Below are 22540 nucleotides of genomic sequence, written 5' to 3'. Positions count from 1 at the left end.
TGAAGCTTTTTTTATTTTTACGTTATGAAAATAATCGAAATTGACAAACTAAATACCTTATTAATTCTAATTTCATTTGTATTAGCATATATATTCCCTTTTGAACTCTTTATAATTGTTTATGCTATTCTAGGTCCATTGCACTACTTTACTGAAATAAATTGGATAAAAGAAAAAAACTATTTTGTAACTAGTAAAAAGTGGATCTACTGTATTCTTATCTTTTCTCTACTTATTTCTTTACCTGGAATTTTGAAAACACCCCTATTTGAGTCTTTTAAAGAATTATTAATTATCAAAAGCTTAAGAAATAATCTACCCAAATTCAACAATCATTTCTTCTTATTAGCTTTATTTTTAGCCTTTAGCTTCCTGTTTTTTAAAAAAAGAAAACAACAAATTTTAATTTTTCTGCTAGGAGTGGTTGCTGCTTTATTAGTACATCAATATTCTTTATATCACATTATAATAGGTATTTTACTTCCTACAATTATCCATGTTTATGTTTTCACAATACTATTTATGTGGTATGGCAATTTAAATAAAAAAAGCACTTATAATTATCTCAATATAGGATTAATGATTAGTATACCGTTTATTTTAATCTTTATATCAATCGATAACAGTAGCTATCAATTTTCAGAAACTATGAAGTCTATATTTATTGATAATTTTTACAAACTAAACACCTCAATTTTAAATTTTCTTGGAGTTGAAACTAAAAACCAATTATTTTTCTATGAAATTGTAAATTTAAAAATTCAGATTTTTATAGCATTTGCTTATACGTATCATTACCTTAATTGGTTCTCCAAAACGACAGTTATTGGTTGGCATAAAAAGATTACCCAAAAGAAATCAATTTTAATACTTTTTTTATGGATACTATCTATAGGAATATATTTATATGACTACAATATTGGTCTTTCAATACTATTATTTTTAAGTTTACTGCACGTTATCATGGAGTTTCCCTTAAATATTTTATGTCTAAAAAAAATAATTCAATCAATCTTTAAACCAAACAAATTACTACAAAAAAAATAAGGCATCTTTTGCAGAAACCTTACTTTTTATTAAATTTTAATTGTCTATACAATTCTTTCTTTAACAGATATAGTTATTCTGAGAAGGAATGTAGCAACATACTTTTGCTCCGTTTACATAAATAAAACTTCCGTCACCACCACAACGCTTTTCTTCACGAATTGGTCCAATTATTCCTCCACTAATCTCTTTTTGTTCGTTTTTTGTTAACTCTTGTGCACCACTTAATTTTAAGATTTTTTTTAACATGATAAAGTTTTTTAAAAAATTATACTTATAGATTCAATCATTTTAAGACACTTGAATCTTATGTCTTTATTTAAAAAAATAAATTTGCTAATTGTAATTAATCAAAAATAAATCCCATTTAAAAAATAGAGTAACTTTTTTAACTAATCTAAGTGGTTTTAGAAGTAATAATTCTGCATCAAGTAATGTAAGTTATAATTAATAAAATTATTATAACGGACACTAAATTAGTATTATTTTCTCATTTAAAAAAATAAAAAATTAATCCAGCAATATCTTTTAACATAACAACAAAAAATGTTTAAAAATATAACAATTGTTCGTTGATTTGTTAAAAATCTTTAACTACTTTTGTTTTATTAAATTAATAAAAGCTATTGTTATAGCTTAGCTAGTAATGACTTAATTATGAAACCAGATTTATTTCAAGCTCCAGATTATTATCAGTTAGATGACTTATTAAATGAAGAGCATAAACTTGTTCGTGACTCAGCTCGTGCATGGGTTAAAAGAGAAGTTTCTCCAATAATAGAAGAATACGCTCAAAAAGCTGAATTTCCTAAGCAAATTGTAAAAGGATTAGCAGAAATAGGTGGTTTTGGTCCATATATTCCAGTTGAATATGGTGGTGCTGGTTTAGACCAAATTTCTTACGGACTTATCATGCAAGAAATCGAAAGAGGTGATAGTGGTGTTCGCTCTACATCTTCTGTACAATCTTCTTTAGTTATGTATCCTATTTGGAAATATGGTAATGAAGAACAACGCATGAAATATTTACCAAAATTAGCCACAGGAGAGTTCATTGGTTGTTTTGGACTTACAGAACCAGATCATGGATCAAACCCAGGTGGTATGACTACTAATTTTAAAGATATGGGAGACCATTATCTTTTAAATGGTGCCAAAATGTGGATTTCAAATGCGCCATTTGCTGACATTGCAGTAGTTTGGGCTAAAAACGAAGAAGGTCGTATTCATGGATTAATTGTAGAACGTGGTATGGAAGGTTTTACAACACCAGAAACACATAATAAATGGTCACTTCGTGCCTCTGCAACAGGAGAGTTAATTTTTGACAATGTTAAAGTACCTAAAGAAAATTTATTACCTAACAAATCTGGACTAGGTGCTCCTCTTGGATGCTTAGATTCAGCTCGTTATGGTATCGCTTGGGGTGCTATTGGCGCTGCTATGGATTGTTATGACACTGCTTTACGTTATGCAAAAGAGCGTATTCAATTTGATAAACCTATTGGCGCAACACAATTACAACAAAAAAAACTAGCAGAAATGATTACTGAAATCACTAAAGCTCAATTATTGACTTGGAGACTTGGTGTATTAAGAAATGAAGGTAGAGCAACTTCTGCCCAAATTTCTATGGCTAAAAGAAACAATGTTGACATGGCAATACATATTGCTAGAGAAGCCAGACAAATGCTAGGAGGAATGGGAATTACTGGTGAATACTCAATCATGAGACATATGATGAATTTAGAATCGGTTATTACCTATGAAGGTACTCACGATATCCATTTATTAATTACTGGAATGGATATTACAGGCTTAAATGCTTTTAAATAATAGAAGAATAAATAAAATTAATACAAAATGCTTCGTTATTTCGCGAAGCATTTTTAATTTTGGAACATTATTTGCAATCTATTATAAAATAGATCTCGTATATAATTTAAAATACTGTATTATGGAAACCCAAATTATTAACCACAGAATCTTACCTTTTAAAGAACAATTACTTCAACATTCTTTATACAACGAAATAAAAACTGTTGAAGATTTAAATTGTTTTCTGGAAAATCATGTTTTTGCTGTATGGGATTTTATGTCTTTATTAAAAGCCCTTCAAAACAAATTAACTTGTACAACTACTCCATGGCTTCCAGTAGGCAACCCAGAAATTCGTTATTTAATTAATGAAATAGTTGTTGCAGAAGAAACTGACATCGATCAAGAAGGAAATAGAAAAAGTCATTATGAGTTATATCTAGAAGCTATGAGTGCTCTAGGTGCAAATACATTACCTATTAGAAACTTTCTAGATGATGTTGAAACTACAAAAAATATTTTTGTTTCAATTAAACATAGTGAATTGCATCCAAATGTTAAAGAATTCTTAGATTTTACATTTAGAGTCATAGAAGAAGGTGATTCTCATCAAATTGCTGCTGTCTTTACTTTTGGTAGGGAAGATTTAATTCCAGAAATGTTTACAGCCATTTTAAAGCAATTCCAAGTAAACTTTCCAGGCAAAAACCTCTCTAAATTAATCTATTATTTTGAAAGACATATAGAGTTAGATGCTGATGAACACGGTCCAATGGCTATGAAAATGATTGAAGAGTTATGTGGTAAGGATGAGAAAAAATGGCAAGAAGTAGAAGACATCTCTACTTTGGCACTTCAAAAAAGAATCGGACTTTGGAATGCAATTGAAGAGACCATTCTAAAAAAAATGGAACTTATATAAATTTATTCCTAAATTTTATCTAAATAGATTACCAAATAAAAAGAACTGTAAAAAATACAGTTCTTTTTATATAAATATTAAAATACTGTATTAGCATTACCTAAAAGTACACTTGTAAAGAATCGCAACCAAACGGTTGAATTAATAAAGCTTAGCAATTCAACAAAAAATAACCTATTTTTGGGTAATTTCAATTTTATTTTTTGAAATATATTTTACAAATTCTAAATTATTGCTTGCTATGTCCTCTCAAGAGAGATTAAATAAAGCTTATAAAGAAGCAAAACGTATTTCATTTAGTAATATTGATAAATTCATTTTGTTTAGTGACTGTCATCGTGGAGACAGTAGTTTTGCAGATGATTTTGCGAATAATAGGAATATTTATTTTCATGCATTACAACATTACTTCAAAGAAGACTTTACATATATAGAATTAGGAGATGGTGATGAACTTTGGGAAAACATGTTTTTCAAAGATATATTTGAAGCCAATAAAAATGTATATCAATTACTACAACAATTCTTTTTTGAAAACCGTTTACAAATGATTTATGGCAATCATGATATGGTTTACCGCAATGAAAATGTTGTTAAGAAAAATTTATATGAATATTTTGATCAAAGAAAAGGAGAAAAAGTCCCTTTATTTCCCAATATAAAGTTTCATGAAGCTATAATTTTAGAAAACCTAGATAATAATAACCAAGAATTGTTTTTAACTCATGGACATCAGGCAGATTTTATGAATTACGTTGGTTGGAAAATTAATCGTTTTTTAGTTCGAATTCTTTGGAAACCTTTGCAAGTTTGGGGTATAAAAGACCCTACTAGTCCTGCAAAAAACTATGTTGAATTAATTAAAGTAGAAAAAAGAATAAAAAAATGGATTGCTCATAATAACAACAAAATAACCATCACTGGTCACACTCACAGACCAAGGTTCCCCAGTCCAATTGAAAATGCATTGCACTACTTTAATGACGGAAGCTGTGTACATCCTAGAAGTATTACAGGAATTGAAATAGTAAATGGAACCATCGCTTTAATCAAATGGTTTATAGACACTAAAGAAGATGGTACCCTACAAATTAAAAAGGAATTTTTAGAAGGACCTTGCCAATTAAAAGATTATAAAAATTAAAAAGGCTGCCTTAATTTACATTAAAAACAGCCTTCAACTAATAAAAAATAACGCAATTTATATAGTCTTCAAAATCCCTTTATCATATAGCAAAGGTTTCCATATTTTGTAGGTTGATCCAATCAAAATAATATTTGCTATCAATAAAGCAAATGTTTGAATCAATTCACCAATTTCATGACCTTCTAAAAACAAGTGAAATAAAAATATATTAACCGTTAATGGTAAAGCTATTATTGCTCCAATTCTTGAGAAAACTTGACTTACAAGTAAAATTCCAGCTAAAAACTCCATGATACCAAGAAATTGCCAAAAAAAACCTGATTGCTTCATTCCAAAAATATAATTTTTTATTTTTAAGACCTCTTCATTTGGAGCTACTTCTTCTCCTTTTTGTACTTTTTCAATAATCTCTGTTGGCTTAGAACTTGGCTTAAATTTACCTAAACTTCCATAAATCATAAATCCACCAACATATAGGTTTAAAATAAGAATTAAAATTTTTATTACTTTCATGTTATTTTAATATTTCATATTTAAAAACTGGATAACCTCTTTCCCCATTATCATTAGTTAAAGCTAAAAATATTAATTTATAAAAATTACCCTCAACATCTTTTAGAATATAAAAACGATCATCCTTTATACTAGGCAAAGAACTTGGGCCACCTCCATTTCTCCATGAAGAACCTATTATTCTTTGATCTGTTAATGAAATAGTAAATTTTGATTGATCAACATTGGATAATACAAAGTTTTCAAATTCTAATTCTGTTTGAGTAGCATCCGTTGCTAAAACTTCATAAACCTCTGTACCTCCTAACATGTTAGTAGAAACAAAATCAGAAAAATAATAAGTAATACTAGAAGTTCCAAATGGATAATAATTAGTAAAACCTGTAAAATTTAAATCCCATTGATTTTTCTTAGGTTGAACATTTACTGTTTGACCATTATTCAAGCTAACAAATACAAAATTATACTCGCTATCTTTTGAAATAGTAACAGACTGAGCAGTAGTAGCATCTAAATTAGCATATTGCAACACATAATCGTCTCCTTGCTTAGTAATTCTAATCTTCTTCCAACCACGAGCATCTCCATCTGTTGAAACCGAACCCACGGTTGGAGTTGCTGTCCCAACTTCATAACCTAAATTAACTAAATATACTTTGTTTTCTTCATTATTTGATGAAATTGCTGCAATTGCAGTTCCTTCTCCTTCTCCAGTACCTTGTAATATTCCAGTTGGATTATCGACATATCCCATAGTGGAATAAGTTGTATAACCAACAGCTACAGCTGCATCCTCACTTTGAACTTCTGAAATATCTGTTGAAGTAGTCTGCTTAACTGCCATTTTAATTGAACCGTTTATGATAACTCTGAAGTCACTACCTGTAGAAAAACCTAAATCCCATGAATCTCTTAAAATTGCTGTTTGTTGATTTGTACTTAAATCTATATAAACTTGGTTTTGTTGATTTGGCCCACCTAATGAAGGAGAAACTAAAGCTTCTTCTATAGGACTATTTACTTGTCCATCTGTATTTTCTGTACTAGAATCATCACTTGAACATGATGCGAAAAATAGTGCTATTAATGATAAAAAATAAAATTGTTTTTTCATGGTAAAAAATTATGGTTATTAAAAATTTAAATTATATGTTAGTTTAAAAAAGTAGCTTCTTCCGTAGGCTAATAAAACTTGAGAAGAGACTGCATGACCTGCTCCTTGATTTAAATTGGATTGATTTACATTATTTATATTTAGAAGATTTCTAGCTCCAATTGTTAGCTCTATTCTATCTTTATAAAATAATTTTCTAACAGATGTATCTAACCAACTATAAGGCTCAATTTCCGACAAAACATAACCATCTGTAGTTGATATATACTGTTGTGCTTTACCTGTAAATTTATAGTAAGTTGAAAAGGTAGTTTTCCATTTTGGAACTGTGTAAGATATGCTTGAATTCAAGTTAAAATTATATAAAAATTGATCGTCTGATGCAAATTCTAAATTTTCAATTTTTCTTGAAATTCCAGTTAAAGAGCCACCTAAAGAAAACTTCCAATTTTCTGATTGAATAGCATTCGTCAAGGCAAAATTTATACTTTTAAACTTACTTATATTAATGTATTCATAAATAGGAGTTGCTCCTTCAAAGCCTGTTAATGCACTTGTTATTCTATCATCAACATTAAGATAACTCACCATAAAGCTAGTTTTCAAATCTATTCCTGAAGTTAAATCAATTTGTTTTTTTATACTTGCTTCATAAGAAGTACTTGTCTCTGGAATTAAATCTTCATTTCCAATAAAATAATGTCCGTCAAAAATAATCTGACTATAAAGTTCGCTAAAAGTTGGTGTTCTATAAGATTTACCAATAGATGCTCTTAGTTCATATCTATTTGGCAGTAAAAGACGGTTCCCTAAAGAAATCGCATATTGATTTTCAAATAAAGATTGAACTGAATACCTTACACCTGGTCTGAAAGAAAAAGATTCTGATATTTTAATTTCAGAAATGGCAAAAAAATCAATATTATCAATATTCTTATAAACGTTTTTTTTCTGATTATCTTCTTCATCTACAATTGCAAAACCTCTATTTTTTACTGCTTCGTAGCCTAATTGAAAATCAACTTTTTTGTTTTTAAAAAAATTACTTAATGTTCCTATCGAATAGAGAATTTCCATAGATTGATCTTTTTGCTTTATAGTATTCGATTCAACATCATCTGAAATATTATATCGATATTCTTCAATTTCTCTTTTTTGATATTGATGTGAAAAGGAAATATTATAATTAAATTGATTAAATAATTTTCCAACGGCATTTAAGTGATGGTAAAATCTAGTGGAATAAAATCGTTCATCATCCCCATATTTGTAAGAGCCATACTGAGAATTAAAACCCGATTGAGCTGCAGTATCATAGAAATTTATCACTTCATCAAGCCACTCAAATTTATAGAATACTCTAAATTGATTTTTTTTGTAGGAAAGCAATACATTGTTCTGCCATTGTTCTTTTGGCAACCAATTATAACCTCTAGTTCCATCATTAATTGTATACTCTTTTCCGTTTCTATCTCCCAGAAAACCTCTGAAATCATTTCTATTTGAACCTATACTTACAAACCAATTGTCTGTTATATTATGGGAAATTTTAAGATTTTGAATATGTCTTCCTTCATCAAAAAAAGCAAATTCTTTTCCTACAGTTTCCTCTTGAACAGTTGCAATTATATTCCATTTCTCATTAGTTGATTTTTTTGTAATGATATTTAAAATGCCAGAAACAGCATTCGCACCATGCGTAACACCCATCGAGCCTTCAATAATTTCAATTTGCTGAATATCATTTAAGTTAATCTGAGAAAGGTCGGTGTTATTTCCTAGACCACCTTCGTTTACTAAAGGTATATTATCAACCAATATTTTAAAATATCCAGCATCTAAACCAAACATGGAAACTGTTGATTTTCCTGAGCTACTACTTGGTCTAACTGTAATATTTATGTACTGATTTAATATATCTCCCAGATTATTTGCCCCTAAATTAGCAATATCTTGTGCCGAAATTACCTTAACATTATGCACCGATTTTTTTAAAGATTGTGGTTCAATTTGTGCTGTAAGCACCACTTCTGTTAGTTCATTTACTTTTAAAGAATCTACATTTATTTCCTGTGAAAAAAACGGATTTGAAAAAATCATTAAAGGCAAAAGAAAAAGGAAATTTTTCATTATTTAGAATTAGTCTTAATAAATTTATTTTGCAAATATATGTGTTATTTTTATTTATTCTAAATTAATTTAATATTTTTGTACCAGAAATAATTTAACTAAAATCATTATTATGAAACAAGCGTTCGCAATCTTACTTGCATCTATCTCATTGTCTGCAACTTATTCACAAGACAAAAAAGAAGACATTCAATCCATTAAAAAAATGTGCGGTTGCTACGAAGTAGAATTTAATTTTACTGAGACTTTTCAGACATCTAAAGACACCACCCACAAACCATCACCAACTAAAAAAGATCATGGGTTAGAATGGGTAGAACTGGTTGAAGATTCTCCAAACAAATTAGTTTTACAACATTTATTAATTGTAAATGATGAAATGATTATTAAACATTGGAGACAAGATTGGCTATATGAAAACACCGAATTTTATCATTTTTTTAAAGATAAAACATGGAAATATGAAAAATTGAATCCAAAAGATGTTAAAGGACAATGGACTCAAAAAGTGTATCAAGTTGATGATAGTCCAAGATATGAAGGCACAGCTACTTGGATTCACAAAGACGGAAAAGACTATTGGATGAATGTTACTGATGCACCATTACCGAGAAGAGAACATACTATTAGAAAAGATTATAATGTATTAGAACGCAGAAACATTCATGAAATAACTAAATATGGTTGGTTACATGAGCAAGATAATAGAAAACTAGTTCGCGATGAAAAAGGGAATGATACAGAAGTTGCTCAGGAAAAAGGACTAGATTTATATGTAAAAGTAGCAGATTCTAAATGTGTTGCTGCTCAAAAATGGTGGAAAGAAAATGGAGCGCTTTGGAAAAACGTAAGAACAAAATGGCAAACAGTTTTTGATCAAGACAAAACTATTGAAATGGAAAAAAGTGTTAACAATAAACCTTTATTCTCTCACTTATTTGATTTAAAACCAACAGCAACTAAAGAAGAAACAGATAAAATTATTGATTCATTTGTAAAATAAAAATCATGTGTAAACATTTTAAATACTTAACAAAAAATAAAAATGGCTTTTTAGTTTATTGTGCTACTGCTAAAGCTTACCAACTTTCCTATAAAAATTTAAATTTTAATCTAACAGATTATGAACTGGATGGATTGGTTAAGTATTTAAAATCTATTGATTGTGATTATTGGGAAAAGGAATATCAAAACTCAATTTATGAGAAGAAAATTCCAATTCCTACTTTACAAAGTAACTTCATGATTTTATTAGAGAGAAATGAAGTTTATGAATTACTAAATTTACTTGATATAAATAAGAAAACAGGATTTATTTCATTTTCAGATATAAATTACCCCATACATTTAAACTAAAAAAAGCGAGATTTAAAAATCTCGCTTTTTTATTTATTGTTCTGGTGCTATTTCTATTTCAAGTCCATCTAAATCTTCTGTGAGATGAATTTGACAACCCAATCTACTGTTTTCTTTTACATGATAAGCTTCTGACAACATCGCTTCTTCATCGTCATTACGTTCTGATTTCAAAACATCATTCAAGACATAACACTGACAAGATGCACACATGGCCATTCCTCCACAAATACCAATGGTTCCCTCTTCAGCTAGTTCATATGAACGAATTAACTCCATCACATTCATATTCATGTCTGTTGGAGCTTGAACTTCGTGTAAAACACCGTTTCTGTCAGTTATTTTTATGGTAACGTCTGTCATTAGTCAATAGCTTTTACAACTGCTTTTTCCGCTTCTTTACGCGTTCCATCAAAACCATCCACACCAGAAACAGTTGTGTATTTTAGCACATATCTTTTACCAGGGTTTAATCTGTTATAAACACTTTGGCACATTAAAGTCGCTTCGTGAAAACCGCAAAGAATTAATTTCAATTTTCCAGGATAAGTATTCACATCTCCAATAGCATAAATCCCATCAATATTGGTTTGATAATCTAGCGCATTGTTTACTTTAATAGCATTTTTCTCAATTTCAAGTCCCCAATTTGCAATAGGACCTAATTTTGGAGTTAACCCAAATAAAGGAATAAAATAATCACACTCCACATTCATTCGAGCACCATTAATCTCTACATCTAAAGATTCTATTCTTTCACTTCCTTTAAAACCAACCACTTCGGCAGGAGTAATCAATTTTATTTTCTCTGCTGATTTTAATTCTTGTACTTTTTCTACAGAATCTAAAGCTCCTCTAAATTCATTCCTTCTGTGTACCAAAGTGACTGAATTAGCCACATTTGACAGAAAAATACTCCAATCTAAAGCAGAATCTCCTCCACCAGCTATTACAATGTTTTTTCCACGGTATTTTTCTGGATCTTTTACAAAATAATCTACACCACGGTCTTCTTTTTCGTAAAATTCAATATCTTTTAGTAATGGTTTTCTAGGCTCAAAAGTACCCAAACCTCCAGCAATAGCAATAGCTTTTGCTTTATGTTGCGTTCCTTCTTTTGTAATAACAATAAATGTTCCGTCTTCTTGTCTTTCTATAGTATTTGCTGTTTCTCCTAAAGTAAAACCAGGTTCAAATTGTTTTATTTGTTCCATTAAATTGGTGACCAAATCACCTGCTAATACTTCTGGGTATCCAGGAATATCAAATATGGGTTTTTTAGGATATAATTCAGCTAATTGACCACCAGGTTGTGGCAAAGCATCAATAATATGACATTTTAATTTTAATAGGCCTGCTTCAAAAACAGTAAAAAGCCCAGTAGGACCTGCTCCTATTATAAGTATATCTGTTTCAATCATTTTTTTTAAATAGGTAGTACAAAGGAATAATAAATAAAAGTCAAATTATATGATTTTTATCAGTTTTACCTTTTCATAATTAAGCAATATTTTCTACAGTTTCAATTTGTGGGACATATTTCTTAATTGTTGTCTCTACACCTGCTTTCATAGTACTTATACTTAAACTACAACTTGTACATGCTCCTTCTAAACGAACTTTAACATGTTTATCATCGATAACTTCGACTAATGAAATATCACCTCCATCAGAATTCAAAAAAGGACGAATCTCATTTAAAGCCTTTTCGATATTTAGTACAATTTCCTCTTTATTCATTTTTATTTTCCTTTAACAGCAGAACATCCTGCCATTGTAGTTATTTTTATCGCTTCAGTAGCAGGTAAATTATCATTTCTATTGACCGTTTCCTGTACTACATTTCTAGCTAAATCTTCAAATGCCTTCTCCAAAAGTGTAGCCGTCTGTAAAGCAGCTGGACGTCCATAATCTCCTGCTTCTCTAATACTTTGTACTAAAGGAATCTCTCCTAAAAATGGCACGTTTAAATCTGCTGCTAGATTTCTTGCTCCTTCTTTACCAAAGATATAATATTTATTGTTAGGTAATTCTTCTGGAGTAAAATAAGACATGTTTTCTATAATTCCTAAAACGGGCACATTAATACTCTCATTGGCAAACATAGAAACTCCTTTTTTAGCGTCTGCGAGTGCAACTGCTTGAGGTGTACTAACAACAACTGCACCAGTTATAGGCAATGATTGCATAATAGACAGATGAATATCACCAGTTCCAGGTGGTAAATCGATTAACATAAAGTCAATTTCTCCCCAATTGGCATCAAAAATCATTTGATTCAATGCTTTTGCAGCCATTGGACCTCTCCAAATAACAGCTTGATCTGGTTTGGTAAAAAACCCTATAGATAGAATCTCAACACCATAACTTTGAACGGGTTGCATTTTTGATTTACCCTCAATTTCAACCGAAATTGGTTTTTCATTTTCTACATCAAACATAATTGGCATAGATGGTCCGTAGATGTCAGCATCTAAAACACCTACCTTGAATCCCATATTTGCTAAAGTAACAGCTAAATTTGCAGTAATAGTTGATTTACCAACACCTCCTTTTCCTGAAGAAACTGCAATAATATTACTAATTCCAGGAATAGCTTTCCCTTTAATTTCATTAGGACTTTCAGGCTTTTGTGGAGCTTCAACTTTAATATTTACTTTAATTTTCGCTTTTTCATATACTTTTTCATGAATCACTTTCATGATATCTACTTCAGCTCTTTTTTTGATATGTAACGCTGGTGTAGCTAAAAGAACATCTACTACAACCTCATCTCCAAAAGTGATTACATTTTGAATAACACCACTTTCAACCATATTTTTCCCTTCACCAGCAACAGTTATCGTTTCTAAAGCTTTAAGGATTTCTTTTCTATCTAACTTCATCTCATTAAGAGTTTATTAATTTTGTATTCGATGCAACGCTTAAAAAAATAGAATAATTAATTACGTTCCATTTGAATCTCTTTCTTTTTCAAATTCTTATTAAGACTGAATTTGAATTGCAAAGATAGTTAGAAGTTTAAAAGTGTGAAAGCATTAAAGTTTAAAGTTTTCTTATAATTAAATAGTTCGAATTTATAGCTTTACCATTCATAAGTGATTGTACTGTATAAGATTGATTTTAACTGTTGCAAATTGAAGCTGAAACTTGTTTTTCAATAAGTTATACTCCGATTGTAACAATTGATTCTTAACTGTTGATAAAACAACAGCATCCATTTTTCCTGCCTCATATTTTGATTGAGCCGTTTTATAAGTTTTTTCCGAAAGCAAGTTAATAGTTACTAATTTGTCTTCTAATTGTATTAATTGTTCTTTCTTTTCCTGCTCAATTTTAACTTGTTGGTTAATTTTAATTTTCTCTTTCTCAACAACTAATTTTGATTTATCACTCTCAAGTTTTAATGCTTTTACATTTTTTGAATTACGAAATCCATTAAAAATAGGGATACTCAAAGCCAAACCCACTTGTTGATTTTTATTGTCCGTAAGTTGATTATTAAAACTATTTACAATTACATTTGGCTGATTTAAAGGTTTGTAATAAAAAGTTGAATAATTGTAAAAAGCACTTAACGAAGGTAAATTATTCCCTCTAGCTTGCTTTATTCTTTTTAAATCTTGTTTGTACTTTAAAGTGGCTAATTTTAAATTTGGATTATCCATTATATTCGCTATTTCTAATTCATTTGAATAAGGAAATAACTCTATATTCTCAACAGTTATAGTTTCACTATTTAAAAGTTGAAACAATTGCTTTTTTTGAATTTGCAATTCTTGTTTTGTTGTTAAAATTGTTGCCTGTTCTTGAGCTACATTCAGTTGCATATCATACAAATCGCTCTTTGGCTTGCTTCCTAAACTTTCTTCTTTTTGAACTCTATCTAGATTCTGCAGAGCATTTTTAAACTGTGCTTCCTGTATTTTTAATAACTCTTGACTGTATAACGCAGTAAAATAACTTTCCGCAATTTGCAGTTGGTATTCATTTTCCAGCACTTCTTTTTCTACATTAGCTAGTTCAATATTTAGCTTTGTAAGTTGTGAAGTTGCAATAGCATTAAAATCCAGCAAATTCATTCTAGCACCTAAAAAAAAGTTATCATATTGAATATTAGAACTTACTCTTCCATTAGTTGAAGGGTCAATAGTTGAACCAAAATTATAACTTTGATTCACATCAAAACTCACAGTTGGTAATAGCTTATTTACAATTGAATTATGACTTTTTTGAGTTCGCTTGATTTCAATTTGTTTGATTTTTATTTCCAAACTATTTTGCAAACCAACTTCAATACATTTTTCTAAAGTCCAAATTTCATTTTGCGAATTGGCACATATACTCCAAAAGAAAATAAAAGCGACAATCTTACTCATATTTTAAATATTTTAAAACATCAACTTTTGTAGCTAAATAAGCTCTTGAGAGCACTATTCCTAGGGTTAAAAACAACAAAACCACAAATCCTATTACAAATGGAATCCAAGAAATTGAAATTCGAAAAGCAAAATCTTCTAACCAAAGGTTTAACAAATAATAGGCAGGAAATAATGCTATTAAAAAACCAATGACACAAAATACTATATATTGCTTAGACAATTCTTTCAAAAGGACATTTGTTTCAGCTCCAAGTGTTTTTCGAATGGCTATTTCTTTCATTCGTCTCTGAATGGAATAACTAGCTAATGCAAATAGTCCGAAAAGAGCAATTAATATTACCACTATATTAAGTAGTGAAAATAAATTTTTCATTTTAATGAATTTTTGAAAAGTTCTCGCATAACTTTTATCTACAAAATCATAACTGAATGGATATTCTGTTTCCACATTTTTAACCCAAAATTTTTCAATATTTGTAATAGTTTGCTCCAAATTTTCTGGTTCCACTTTTACGTATATAGTATTCACATTTTGAAGCATCCAGTCTATCGTTTTAAAATGAAAGAAAGACATAGGTGGAATTTCAGCTTGCGGACCATATAAATGAAAATCTTTCACCACTCCAATGATTTTTAATTTATTTCCATTCCATTCAATTGTTTTACCAATAGGCTCTTTTTCATGCATCATTTTCAGAGTTGTTTCATTAATCATCATTGTGTTTATTGTATCTGATGCAAATTTTTCATTAAAAGACCTTCCTTGTACGATTTTTGTTTGCATCATTTCAAGCATACCAAAATCCACAGCCATATTTTGCCCTTGAATGGTAGCCTCTTTATATCTAAAACTTGAAGATGAAGTAGCTCCATTTCCAAATTTAAAAGCTCCTGTTGAGACTTGTTTTACTCCTTTAATTTTGGAAATCTCTTGTTTTATAGTATTGTATCTTGTGATTAATTTCTGTTGGTAATTTTTCTCTTTGTAATCATATGGATTTCTATAGGCAATTTCAAGAACTTGTTCTCCTTGAAATCCTAAATCTTTATCCAACATAAATTGCACTTGTTCATAAACAATATAAGAACCTACTATAAAAAAAGTAGCAATTGAAAATTGTAGAATTAGCATTCCGTTTCTTAACCATATTCCGCTTTTACTTCTGCCAAAATTTCCTTTTAAGACTTTTAACGTATCAAAATTAGATACATAAACAGCAGGGAAAATACCAGCAACAAGTACTGTAACTAAAAATATTAAAATAATTTGTACATAAAACTGACTGCCGTGAATAAGTAATTCTTTTTCTAAAAAAGCATTATAAAGAGGCAATGTTAATTCTACTATCACTAAAGAAATAATAATTGCAAAGAGCACCGTAATGACAGTCTCAAATAAAAATTGTTGAATAATATTATTTTTTGTTGCCCCAATAATCTTTCGCACTCCAACTTCCTTAGCTCTTTTAATTGCATTTGCAGTGGCTAGATTGACATAATTTACTATAGAAAGGAGTAAAATTAAAAAAGACAAACCTACTAAAATAAGGACCATTTGATAATTCCCATTTCCTTCAGGATAGCCATGTGCTTTTGAATGCAATCTTGCAGTAGCTAAGGGTTCTAAAACATTAGAAATAGTTCCATATAACTTGGTATATTCCTCTACTGAAATACCTTCGTCTGCCGCTTCTTTAGCAATTTTATATTTAAAAAACAATTGGTCTAATGCTTTTTCAACTTTAGCTTTTTGAGCAGGATCTTTAAGTTTTAGTAGCAATCCAAAATTAAAATTACCCCATTGATCTGCATTTGCTTCTAATTGTTTATCAATTATATTAGTAACAGCTTCTGGAGCAATTGATGACTTTTTATTGATTTTATAAACACCTCTTACTACCAAAGTTCTACCAGAATACAGCACTTGTTTTCCCATTGGTTCAGCGTTGCCAAATAAGCGTTGGGCAACTTCTTCTGAGAGTGCAATACTAGTATTGTCCACTAAAGCCGTTTTGCTGTTTCCTTTAGTAAATTCGAATGGAAAAAATTCAAAGAAATTCTTTTGCCCATCGAATATTTTTTCAATTAATTCTTTTTTCCCTTTGTAGGTTATCATTTCATTATAATACCAAGTGTTAAAGTAACAATGTGATTCTACCTCAGGTATTTCCTCTAAATATTGCTCTAAAGGACTTGCTGTATAACCCCAAATAATATCATTTCCTAAGTCACTAATCACCTGATGCACCTTATTCTTTTCAGGGTTCCATTCATTATAACTCTGCTCGTCATTCCAATATAAGGTTGCAAAAATTAAACCTGCAATTCCAATACTCAATCCTAAAATATTTAGAAAAGTAAATAACTTATTGTTTTTTATATGATAGATAAAAAGATTTGTCCAATTTTTTAACATAATGATTCGTTTTTTGATTTTTTACGTTGCGTTCCATAAAATTTGGCTTCACATCGATTGATGATTTTGATGCTTATTTGTTTTTAACTGAACCCGAAGAACTTTCTTCTTTTTTAACTGCTGATGGATTTCCAAAATATTCAATCGAAGCACTTGATGTAGCTTTTGCTTCAATTGATTTTGTAACTTTTATGGAAACATCAGCTGAAGAACTTGCTCCAATAATGGCTTCTTCAACCATAAAATCTTTTAAATTACAATCAGATGAACTACTTGCTTTTACTGAAATTTTTGTAGCTTTTCCTGATAAATTTACATCGCTTGAACTGCTTGACTCAATTGCAGCTGAAGTTGCATCAATTTTGCCTGTAAAATCTCCACTTGAAGAAGCGTCAATGGTTAAATTTGTACAATTGAAATTCCCTGAAATACTTCCTGAAGAACTAACTGCAATATCTAAATTTGAACTGGTATTGGTGTTTTCAATTTTAATATCAGCAGACGAACTTGCTTTAATTGCCTCTAAATTTGGTCCAGAAATCGTGATTTTTAGTACAGCAAATTCAACTCCGTTAATCCAGTTTACATTTTTACCTTTTGAACGTTTTTTACTGTTTTTTTCCTTTTTATAGTCTGATGTGTCTACAAAAAGCTTTAATGTTCCGTTTTCAGCTATTGCTTTTATATATTTTAAATTTTCTTTTTCGTCAGTTTCTACTTTTACACTTTTAGTATTCGAAACAGTGTAAAAAACTTCAATAGCATTTGACACTTGTAATTTAGAAAAATCACCTACTGTTCTATTTTCTGAAACTTGGGCAAATGAAATTAAACTAATTAAAAAAGCGGTTACCGTTACAATTATCTTTATCATGATTTTATTTTTTTAAGAAATTAATACATCCACGTTTTTACTATTGTTCTTCTCTGAAAGAATGATTCCGTCTTTCATGAAAATGGTTTTTTGAGAAAAAGAAGCGTCATAATTAGAATGGGTTACCATTAAAATAGTGGCTCCTTGAGCATGTAAATCGGTTAATAATTCCATTACTTCATTTCCATTTTTAGAATCTAAATTTCCTGTTGGCTCATCGGCTAAAATTATCTTTGGATCGTTGATTAATGCTCTTGCTACAGCAACACGCTGTTGTTGTCCTCCAGAAAGTTGTTGAGGATAGTGTTTCAATCGGTGCGAAATACCTAAACGCTCAGCCATAGCTTTCACTTTTATCTTTCTTTCAGAAGCCGCAATATTATTATAAATTAAAGGCAATTCTATATTGTCATAAACCGATAGTTCGTCTATAAGATTAAAATTTTGGAACACAAAACCAATATTTTGCTTTCTTACCTTTGATTTTTCTTGTTCTTTAATGCCTATCATTTCTTGATTTAGTAATTGATAACTTCCACCTGTTGCACTATCTAAAAGACCTACAATATTTAAAAGTGTTGATTTTCCACTTCCTGAAGGTCCCATGATAGTTACAAATTCTCCTTGATTGATTGTGATTGAAACCTCGTTTAGTGCTTTTGTTTCTACTTCTTCCGTTTGAAATACCTTTGTAAGGTTTTTAATTTCTATCATTTTTTAATAATTAGTCGTGAATAATTAGTGAATAATTTATTTTTCAATATTTAAAATTTGTACTTCATTGTAATCCTTATAAGTTGATGTAATGACCTTCTCGTCTTCTTTTAAACCTTCGATTACTTCATAATATAAAGGATTTTCTCTACCTAATTTAATGTTTCTTCTTTCTGCTTTGTTTCCGTTTACCACAAAAATCCATTTTCCTACTGTATCTTGGTAAAAACTCCCTTTTGACAGCAAAGTTGTTTTTGTTTTCTCAGAAAGGTTAATTCGTACCCCGAAAGACAATCCTTGGTTTAATTCTAAATTTTCATCTTTAACAAAGTTAATCTCTACAATAAAACGACCATTTTTCACTTCTGGAATCACTTTTCCAATTTGCACCTCAACCGTTTTTCCATTGAAATCTATTGTTCCTTTTTGACCAATAGCAACTCTGTCTAAATAAAATTCATCCACATCAGCCACCAATTTGTAACCTTGCATAACATCTATAGTTCCAATACTATTGCCTTGCGTGAAAGTCTTTCCTAAAATAGGTTCAAATGAAGACAATCGTCCTGAAAGTGGAGCTGTTATTAAAAAATTGTTTTTGTTTTTTCTCAAAATCGATAAACTTTGACTCATAATTCCAATAGACTGATTTAATTGTCCAATTTGAATTAAGTTGGCCTGTTTTTCTTTGGTCACACTTTGTTTTATAATACTCATTCTTTCTTTTTGAAAACGATAATTCTCTTGAGTCACTTTCCATTCATTTTTGGCAATAATTTCTTGTTCAAATAACTTTTGATTTAAGTTATATAAATTTTCAGCATCTAAATAATCATGTTCAATAGCAATTAAATCTTTTGCTAAGTTTAATTCTTGATTTCTTAAATCTAACTTAGCTTTGTTCAAGTTGTTAATTTGTTCTATAATTGACGTTTCTTGTTGCATATAAGTCAATTCTGTATTTGGATTATACAATCGAACTAAAGGTTGTCCTTTTGTTACCATATCTCCATTTTCAACAAAAATTTCTTGAACTGCTCCACCTTCAATAACATTGACCAACATGGAATGCAAAGGCGTTACTTTAGCTTGAAACAAAATAAAATCTTCAAAATAATCGTTTTCAACTTTTTTTATTGTTATTTCTGATTGTTTAACATTATATGTTCTCTTTTTAATCATACCACTGAAAATGAAATAACATAAGAGTAAAATTATTGGAATAACTAGAAGGAGCTTCTTTTTTTTATTATTTTTACGATTGATGATAGTGTCCATTATTGTATTTTTCTATTAATATGGGGAATTTCATGCCATCATTTTAATATTCACAAAACACTACATTTCAATTGATTGCAATTATTAAAAAACAACAACTGTCCGATTTTGAACACCTTTTGTACGAAACTGAACACTAGATGAAAAAAACACAAGCCGAAATTTTAGTTATTGATGACCAAGAAGACATCCTTTTCTCTGTAAGAATGTTGTTAAAGAAACATTTTGAGGTGATTCATACTCTAAATAATCCTAAAAATGTAATTCAACTTTTAGCTGATCATAACATTGATGTGGTTTTATTAGATATGAATTACCGTATCGGTTTTGAAGATGGGAAAGAAGGATTATATTTTCTAAAAGAGATAAAAAAATTAGCTCCAAAAACCATTGTTATTCTAATGACTGCATTTGGAAAAGTAGAAACTGCTGTGGAAGGATTAAAATCTGGTGCTTTTGATTATGTTTTAAAACCTTGGGATAATGATAAATTACTAAATACCGTAAAAAAAGCAGTAGAAGAATCTAGAAAATCAAAGACAAAAAAAAATCAAAATGATATTATTCCAAATTATTTCATAGGAGCTTCACAAAACATTAAAAAAGCATATGAACTAGCTGATAAAGTAGCCAAAACTGATGCAAATGTCCTTATTTTAGGTGAAAATGGGACTGGTAAATTTGTGTTAGCACATCATATTCATTTAGTTTCCAATCGAAAAACAAACCCTTTTGTACATGTTGATTTAGGTTCATTAAACGCTACTATTTTTGAAAGTGAATTATTTGGTTATGCCAAAGGAGCCTTTACTGATGCGAAAGTGGATACTCTAGGACGATTTGAAGCTGCTCAAAACGGAACCATTTTTCTAGATGAAATTGGTAATATTCCTATTCAACTTCAATCAAAATTATTGCAAGTTATTCAAACTAAAACAATCACAAGATTAGGAGAGTCTAAACCTAGACTTATAGATGTTCGCATTATAACAGCAACTAATTTAGATTTAAAACAAGCTGTTTCAAACAAGGACTTTCGAGAAGATTTATTTTATCGCATCAATACGATGGAAATTGTTTTGCCTCCATTACGAGAACGATTTTCAGACAAAATTCCATTAGCTCATTTTCTCTTAGACAAAATGAAAGTTAAATATGAGAAAGAAGAAGTTGTTTTTGACGAAAAAGCATTAGAACAAATAGAAAAACATGCTTGGAATGGGAACATTCGTGAAATGGAAAATCGAATTGAAAGAGCCATTATTTTATGTGAAAATAATACTATTAAAACGACTGATTTAGACTTAGAAATTATAAGCTCCTATAACGAAAATCAAGAGGAGTTACCCCTTTCTGATGTTGAAAAAATGACCATTGAAAAAGTATTGACAAAAAACGAATTTAATATCAGTAAATCAGCTGAAGAGTTAGGTTTATCTAGAGCCTCTTTGTATAGAAGAATAGAAAAATACAACATTACAACTCCTTAAAATGTTAGGATCAATTAAAATATACAATCAATTATTTATACGATTAGTTATTATTCTGATGGGGTTTGGATTTACCACTTACCTACTTCAAAAAGATCTATTCTACACTTCATTGTTTGTAGGATTATTAGTTTTATTATTAACAATAGAACTTTATACATATCTTAAAAATGCTTTTCAGTTTTATGACAAAACCATTCAGGCCATTCTACAAAGTGATTTTTCTGCTGATTTTTCCAAACACAAGTCATTTTCAAATTACAAAAATCTTTTTAAATTATACGAAACTTTAAAAAACAAACAAAATGAGCAAGTTTCTAAAGACATCATTTATCGTTCTATTTTAAACAATGTCGAAACTGGTATTTTAATTTTGCAAAAAGAAAATGAAGACTGGAATATCTTCTTTATGAATGATTATTTTTCCAGTCATTTTGAAGCTCCAAAAGTTAGCAAATGGTATTATTTAAAAAACCAATTGCCTTCACTTTGTAAAATAATTGAAGAACAAGGTTTTAGTGAAATAAAAACATCATTACAAATTAGAGTAAACAAGAGAGACAGTCAAACTTTTGTAATGCAATCTTCACGAACTAAAACTTACAATCAAGACTATTATGTGGTTTTATTGGATTCTATTCAAAAAGTAGTTGAGAAAAAAGAAAAAGAAGCTTGGATTAATTTGATGAAGGTAATTTCTCATGAATTATTGAATTCATTAACTCCTATTCGTTCACTTTCACAAAATTTAAAAGAATTAATCGACCAAGAGTCCCTTTCTACTGAAGATTTAGATGACATGAAACAAAGCGTTCAAACCATGTTACATCGTAGTGATCATCTGCAACAATTTGTTGAAAGCTATAGAAAATTAGCTATGTTGCCAACTCCTCAAAAAGAAAAAACAGAACTAAACGAAATTATAAATAATAGTTTAGAAATCATGCAACCCTTATTTAAAAAAGAAAATATTGCAATAACTAACACTATTGACTTTAAATATAGACTAAAAGTTGATAAATTACAGATGGAACAAGTACTTATTAATTTATTGACGAATAGTATTTATGCATTATCAAACAAAGAAAACAAACAAATTTTAATTACTGCTGAAACAAAAGAGAAAAGACTTTTCATCGCTATAACTGATACAGGAAATGGTGTAGAACCAGAAATTGAAAATAAAATATTTATGCCTTTTTTCACTACTCGAAAAGAAGGAGCAGGAATAGGGTTAACTTTATCTAAGAATATTATTGAAGCACATGGTGGTTATTTAACTTATCAAAATAAAGATAATAAAACTACATTTTTAATTTGTTTGACCGAATAAGTTTAA

The 22540-nt window shown here is 29.4% G+C and carries 21 protein-coding genes; 8 read left to right on the top strand and 13 right to left on the bottom strand.

The window, feature by feature from the left end:
- The first annotated feature begins 24 nt into the window (after positions 1-24).
- The gene (locus FIA58_RS15355) at positions 25-1047 is read left to right on the top strand and encodes a hypothetical protein (RefSeq protein ID WP_140963375.1); all 1023 of its coding nucleotides are present in this window, start codon (positions 25-27) and stop codon (positions 1045-1047) included.
- Positions 1048-1107: 60 nt separating this feature from the next.
- On the opposite strand, the gene FIA58_RS15350 is transcribed toward FIA58_RS15355, so the two are convergent.
- Positions 1108-1296, bottom strand: coding sequence for a hypothetical protein (locus FIA58_RS15350; protein WP_140963374.1), 189 nt, complete (start codon positions 1294-1296; stop codon positions 1108-1110).
- Positions 1297-1704: 408 nt separating this feature from the next.
- Here FIA58_RS15350 and FIA58_RS15345 point away from each other — a divergent pair, with 408 nt between their 5' ends.
- The 3 genes from FIA58_RS15345 (at position 1705) to FIA58_RS15335 (ending at position 4931) form a co-directional block, all read left to right on the top strand.
- Entirely contained in the window at positions 1705-2883 is a 1179-nt protein-coding gene (locus FIA58_RS15345) for an acyl-CoA dehydrogenase family protein (protein WP_140963373.1), read from the top strand.
- Between the two features lie 121 nt (positions 2884-3004).
- Positions 3005-3787 (top strand): DUF3050 domain-containing protein, encoded by a 783-nt coding sequence (locus FIA58_RS15340; protein ID WP_140963372.1) that lies wholly within the window; start codon positions 3005-3007, stop codon positions 3785-3787.
- Positions 3788-4028: 241 nt separating this feature from the next.
- Positions 4029-4931 carry a metallophosphoesterase gene (locus FIA58_RS15335; RefSeq protein ID WP_140963371.1) on the top strand — a complete coding sequence of 301 codons (903 nt, stop codon included), beginning with the start codon at positions 4029-4031 and terminating at the stop codon, positions 4929-4931.
- A 57-nt stretch (positions 4932-4988) separates the two neighbouring features.
- On the opposite strand, the gene FIA58_RS15330 is transcribed toward FIA58_RS15335, so the two are convergent.
- Genes FIA58_RS15330 through FIA58_RS15320 form a run of 3 tightly spaced genes read right to left on the bottom strand, consistent with a single transcriptional unit; the run spans position 4989 to position 8691 of the window.
- On the bottom strand, positions 4989-5447 hold the full coding sequence (locus tag FIA58_RS15330; RefSeq protein WP_140963370.1) for a DoxX family protein: 459 nt from the start codon (positions 5445-5447) through the stop codon (positions 4989-4991).
- Position 5448: 1 nt separating this feature from the next.
- Positions 5449-6561, bottom strand: coding sequence for an HmuY family protein (locus FIA58_RS15325; protein ID WP_140963369.1), 1113 nt, complete (start codon positions 6559-6561; stop codon positions 5449-5451).
- 18 nt (positions 6562-6579) lie between these two features.
- Positions 6580-8691 carry a TonB-dependent receptor plug domain-containing protein gene (locus FIA58_RS15320; RefSeq protein WP_140963368.1) on the bottom strand — a complete coding sequence of 704 codons (2112 nt, stop codon included), beginning with the start codon at positions 8689-8691 and terminating at the stop codon, positions 6580-6582.
- 112 nt (positions 8692-8803) lie between these two features.
- Between FIA58_RS15320 and FIA58_RS15315 the strand changes: the two genes are divergently transcribed.
- On the top strand, positions 8804-9694 hold the full coding sequence (locus tag FIA58_RS15315) for a DUF6607 family protein (protein ID WP_140963367.1): 891 nt from the start codon (positions 8804-8806) through the stop codon (positions 9692-9694).
- A gap of 5 nt (positions 9695-9699) precedes the next feature.
- Positions 9700-10047 (top strand): DUF6686 family protein, encoded by a 348-nt coding sequence (locus tag FIA58_RS15310; RefSeq protein ID WP_140963366.1) that lies wholly within the window; start codon positions 9700-9702, stop codon positions 10045-10047.
- Positions 10048-10080: 33 nt separating this feature from the next.
- Here the strand turns inward: FIA58_RS15310 and FIA58_RS15305 are convergent, their stop codons facing one another.
- From FIA58_RS15305 to FIA58_RS15265, 9 genes are all read right to left on the bottom strand, one after another.
- Positions 10081-10410: a 2Fe-2S iron-sulfur cluster-binding family protein gene (locus FIA58_RS15305; RefSeq protein ID WP_140963365.1), complete on the bottom strand. Its 330-nt coding sequence runs from the start codon at positions 10408-10410 to the stop codon at positions 10081-10083.
- Positions 10410-11468 carry an NAD(P)/FAD-dependent oxidoreductase gene (locus FIA58_RS15300; protein ID WP_140963364.1) on the bottom strand — a complete coding sequence of 353 codons (1059 nt, stop codon included), beginning with the start codon at positions 11466-11468 and terminating at the stop codon, positions 10410-10412. The genes FIA58_RS15305 and FIA58_RS15300 overlap by 1 nt, the downstream gene beginning before the upstream one ends.
- 79 nt (positions 11469-11547) lie before the next feature.
- Complete coding sequence (locus FIA58_RS15295) at positions 11548-11787, bottom strand: NifU family protein (protein ID WP_140963363.1); 240 nt, start codon at positions 11785-11787, stop codon at positions 11548-11550.
- Between the two features lie 2 nt (positions 11788-11789).
- A complete protein-coding gene (locus FIA58_RS15290) occupies positions 11790-12932 on the bottom strand; it encodes an Mrp/NBP35 family ATP-binding protein (RefSeq protein ID WP_140963362.1) in 1143 nt (380 codons plus the stop codon).
- Between the two features lie 207 nt (positions 12933-13139).
- Entirely contained in the window at positions 13140-14426 is a 1287-nt protein-coding gene (locus FIA58_RS15285) for a TolC family protein (RefSeq protein ID WP_140963361.1), read from the bottom strand.
- Positions 14419-16845, bottom strand: a complete 2427-nt coding sequence (locus FIA58_RS15280) for an ABC transporter permease (RefSeq protein ID WP_140963360.1) — start codon at positions 16843-16845, stop codon at positions 14419-14421. The genes FIA58_RS15285 and FIA58_RS15280 overlap by 8 nt, the downstream gene beginning before the upstream one ends.
- Before the next feature lie 73 nt (positions 16846-16918).
- Positions 16919-17719, bottom strand: coding sequence for a head GIN domain-containing protein (locus FIA58_RS15275; protein ID WP_140963359.1), 801 nt, complete (start codon positions 17717-17719; stop codon positions 16919-16921).
- A gap of 12 nt (positions 17720-17731) precedes the next feature.
- Positions 17732-18433, bottom strand: a complete 702-nt coding sequence (locus FIA58_RS15270; protein WP_140963358.1) for an ABC transporter ATP-binding protein — start codon at positions 18431-18433, stop codon at positions 17732-17734.
- 36 nt (positions 18434-18469) lie between these two features.
- On the bottom strand, positions 18470-19615 hold the full coding sequence (locus FIA58_RS15265; protein WP_317167917.1) for an efflux RND transporter periplasmic adaptor subunit: 1146 nt from the start codon (positions 19613-19615) through the stop codon (positions 18470-18472).
- A 236-nt stretch (positions 19616-19851) separates the two neighbouring features.
- Here FIA58_RS15265 and FIA58_RS15260 point away from each other — a divergent pair, with 236 nt between their 5' ends.
- Positions 19852-21201, top strand: a complete 1350-nt coding sequence (locus FIA58_RS15260) for a sigma-54-dependent transcriptional regulator (protein ID WP_140963356.1) — start codon at positions 19852-19854, stop codon at positions 21199-21201.
- Position 21202: 1 nt separating this feature from the next.
- On the top strand, positions 21203-22534 hold the full coding sequence (locus FIA58_RS15255) for a sensor histidine kinase (RefSeq protein WP_140963355.1): 1332 nt from the start codon (positions 21203-21205) through the stop codon (positions 22532-22534).
- The last annotated feature ends 6 nt before the right edge of the window (positions 22535-22540 follow it).

This window comes from Flavobacterium jejuense, from assembly GCF_006491595.2.
In the GTDB taxonomy this organism is placed as follows: domain Bacteria; phylum Bacteroidota; class Bacteroidia; order Flavobacteriales; family Flavobacteriaceae; genus Flavobacterium; species Flavobacterium jejuense.
Note: the sequence above shows the minus strand (reverse complement) of the source record. Positions and strands in the feature narration are given on the sequence as shown.

Bases quoted from the DNA above. Each gene is read 5' to 3' on its own strand.
- FIA58_RS15345 (WP_140963373.1), top strand. From the start codon at position 1,705: ATGAAACCAGATTTATTTCAAGCTCCAGATTATTATCAGTTAGATGAC.
- FIA58_RS15260 (WP_140963356.1), top strand. From the start codon at position 19,852: ATGAAAAAAACACAAGCCGAAATTTTAGTTATTGATGACCAAGAAGAC.
- FIA58_RS15355 (WP_140963375.1), top strand. From the start codon at position 25: ATGAAAATAATCGAAATTGACAAACTAAATACCTTATTAATTCTAATT.
- FIA58_RS15300 (WP_140963364.1), bottom strand. From the start codon at position 11,468: ATGATTGAAACAGATATACTTATAATAGGAGCAGGTCCTACTGGGCTT.
- FIA58_RS15290 (WP_140963362.1), bottom strand. From the start codon at position 12,932: ATGAAGTTAGATAGAAAAGAAATCCTTAAAGCTTTAGAAACGATAACT.
- FIA58_RS15305 (WP_140963365.1), bottom strand. From the start codon at position 10,410: ATGACAGACGTTACCATAAAAATAACTGACAGAAACGGTGTTTTACAC.
- FIA58_RS15340 (WP_140963372.1), top strand. From the start codon at position 3,005: ATGGAAACCCAAATTATTAACCACAGAATCTTACCTTTTAAAGAACAA.
- FIA58_RS15255 (WP_140963355.1), top strand. From the start codon at position 21,203: ATGTTAGGATCAATTAAAATATACAATCAATTATTTATACGATTAGTT.
- FIA58_RS15275 (WP_140963359.1), bottom strand. From the start codon at position 17,719: ATGATAAAGATAATTGTAACGGTAACCGCTTTTTTAATTAGTTTAATT.
- FIA58_RS15295 (WP_140963363.1), bottom strand. From the start codon at position 11,787: ATGAATAAAGAGGAAATTGTACTAAATATCGAAAAGGCTTTAAATGAG.
- FIA58_RS15320 (WP_140963368.1), bottom strand. From the start codon at position 8,691: ATGAAAAATTTCCTTTTTCTTTTGCCTTTAATGATTTTTTCAAATCCG.
- FIA58_RS15270 (WP_140963358.1), bottom strand. From the start codon at position 18,433: ATGATAGAAATTAAAAACCTTACAAAGGTATTTCAAACGGAAGAAGTA.
- FIA58_RS15285 (WP_140963361.1), bottom strand. From the start codon at position 14,426: ATGAGTAAGATTGTCGCTTTTATTTTCTTTTGGAGTATATGTGCCAAT.
- FIA58_RS15280 (WP_140963360.1), bottom strand. From the start codon at position 16,845: ATGTTAAAAAATTGGACAAATCTTTTTATCTATCATATAAAAAACAAT.
- FIA58_RS15325 (WP_140963369.1), bottom strand. From the start codon at position 6,561: ATGAAAAAACAATTTTATTTTTTATCATTAATAGCACTATTTTTCGCA.
- FIA58_RS15350 (WP_140963374.1), bottom strand. From the start codon at position 1,296: ATGTTAAAAAAAATCTTAAAATTAAGTGGTGCACAAGAGTTAACAAAA.
- FIA58_RS15330 (WP_140963370.1), bottom strand. From the start codon at position 5,447: ATGAAAGTAATAAAAATTTTAATTCTTATTTTAAACCTATATGTTGGT.
- FIA58_RS15335 (WP_140963371.1), top strand. From the start codon at position 4,029: ATGTCCTCTCAAGAGAGATTAAATAAAGCTTATAAAGAAGCAAAACGT.
- FIA58_RS15315 (WP_140963367.1), top strand. From the start codon at position 8,804: ATGAAACAAGCGTTCGCAATCTTACTTGCATCTATCTCATTGTCTGCA.
- FIA58_RS15265 (WP_317167917.1), bottom strand. From the start codon at position 19,615: ATGATTAAAAAGAGAACATATAATGTTAAACAATCAGAAATAACAATA.
- FIA58_RS15310 (WP_140963366.1), top strand. From the start codon at position 9,700: ATGTGTAAACATTTTAAATACTTAACAAAAAATAAAAATGGCTTTTTA.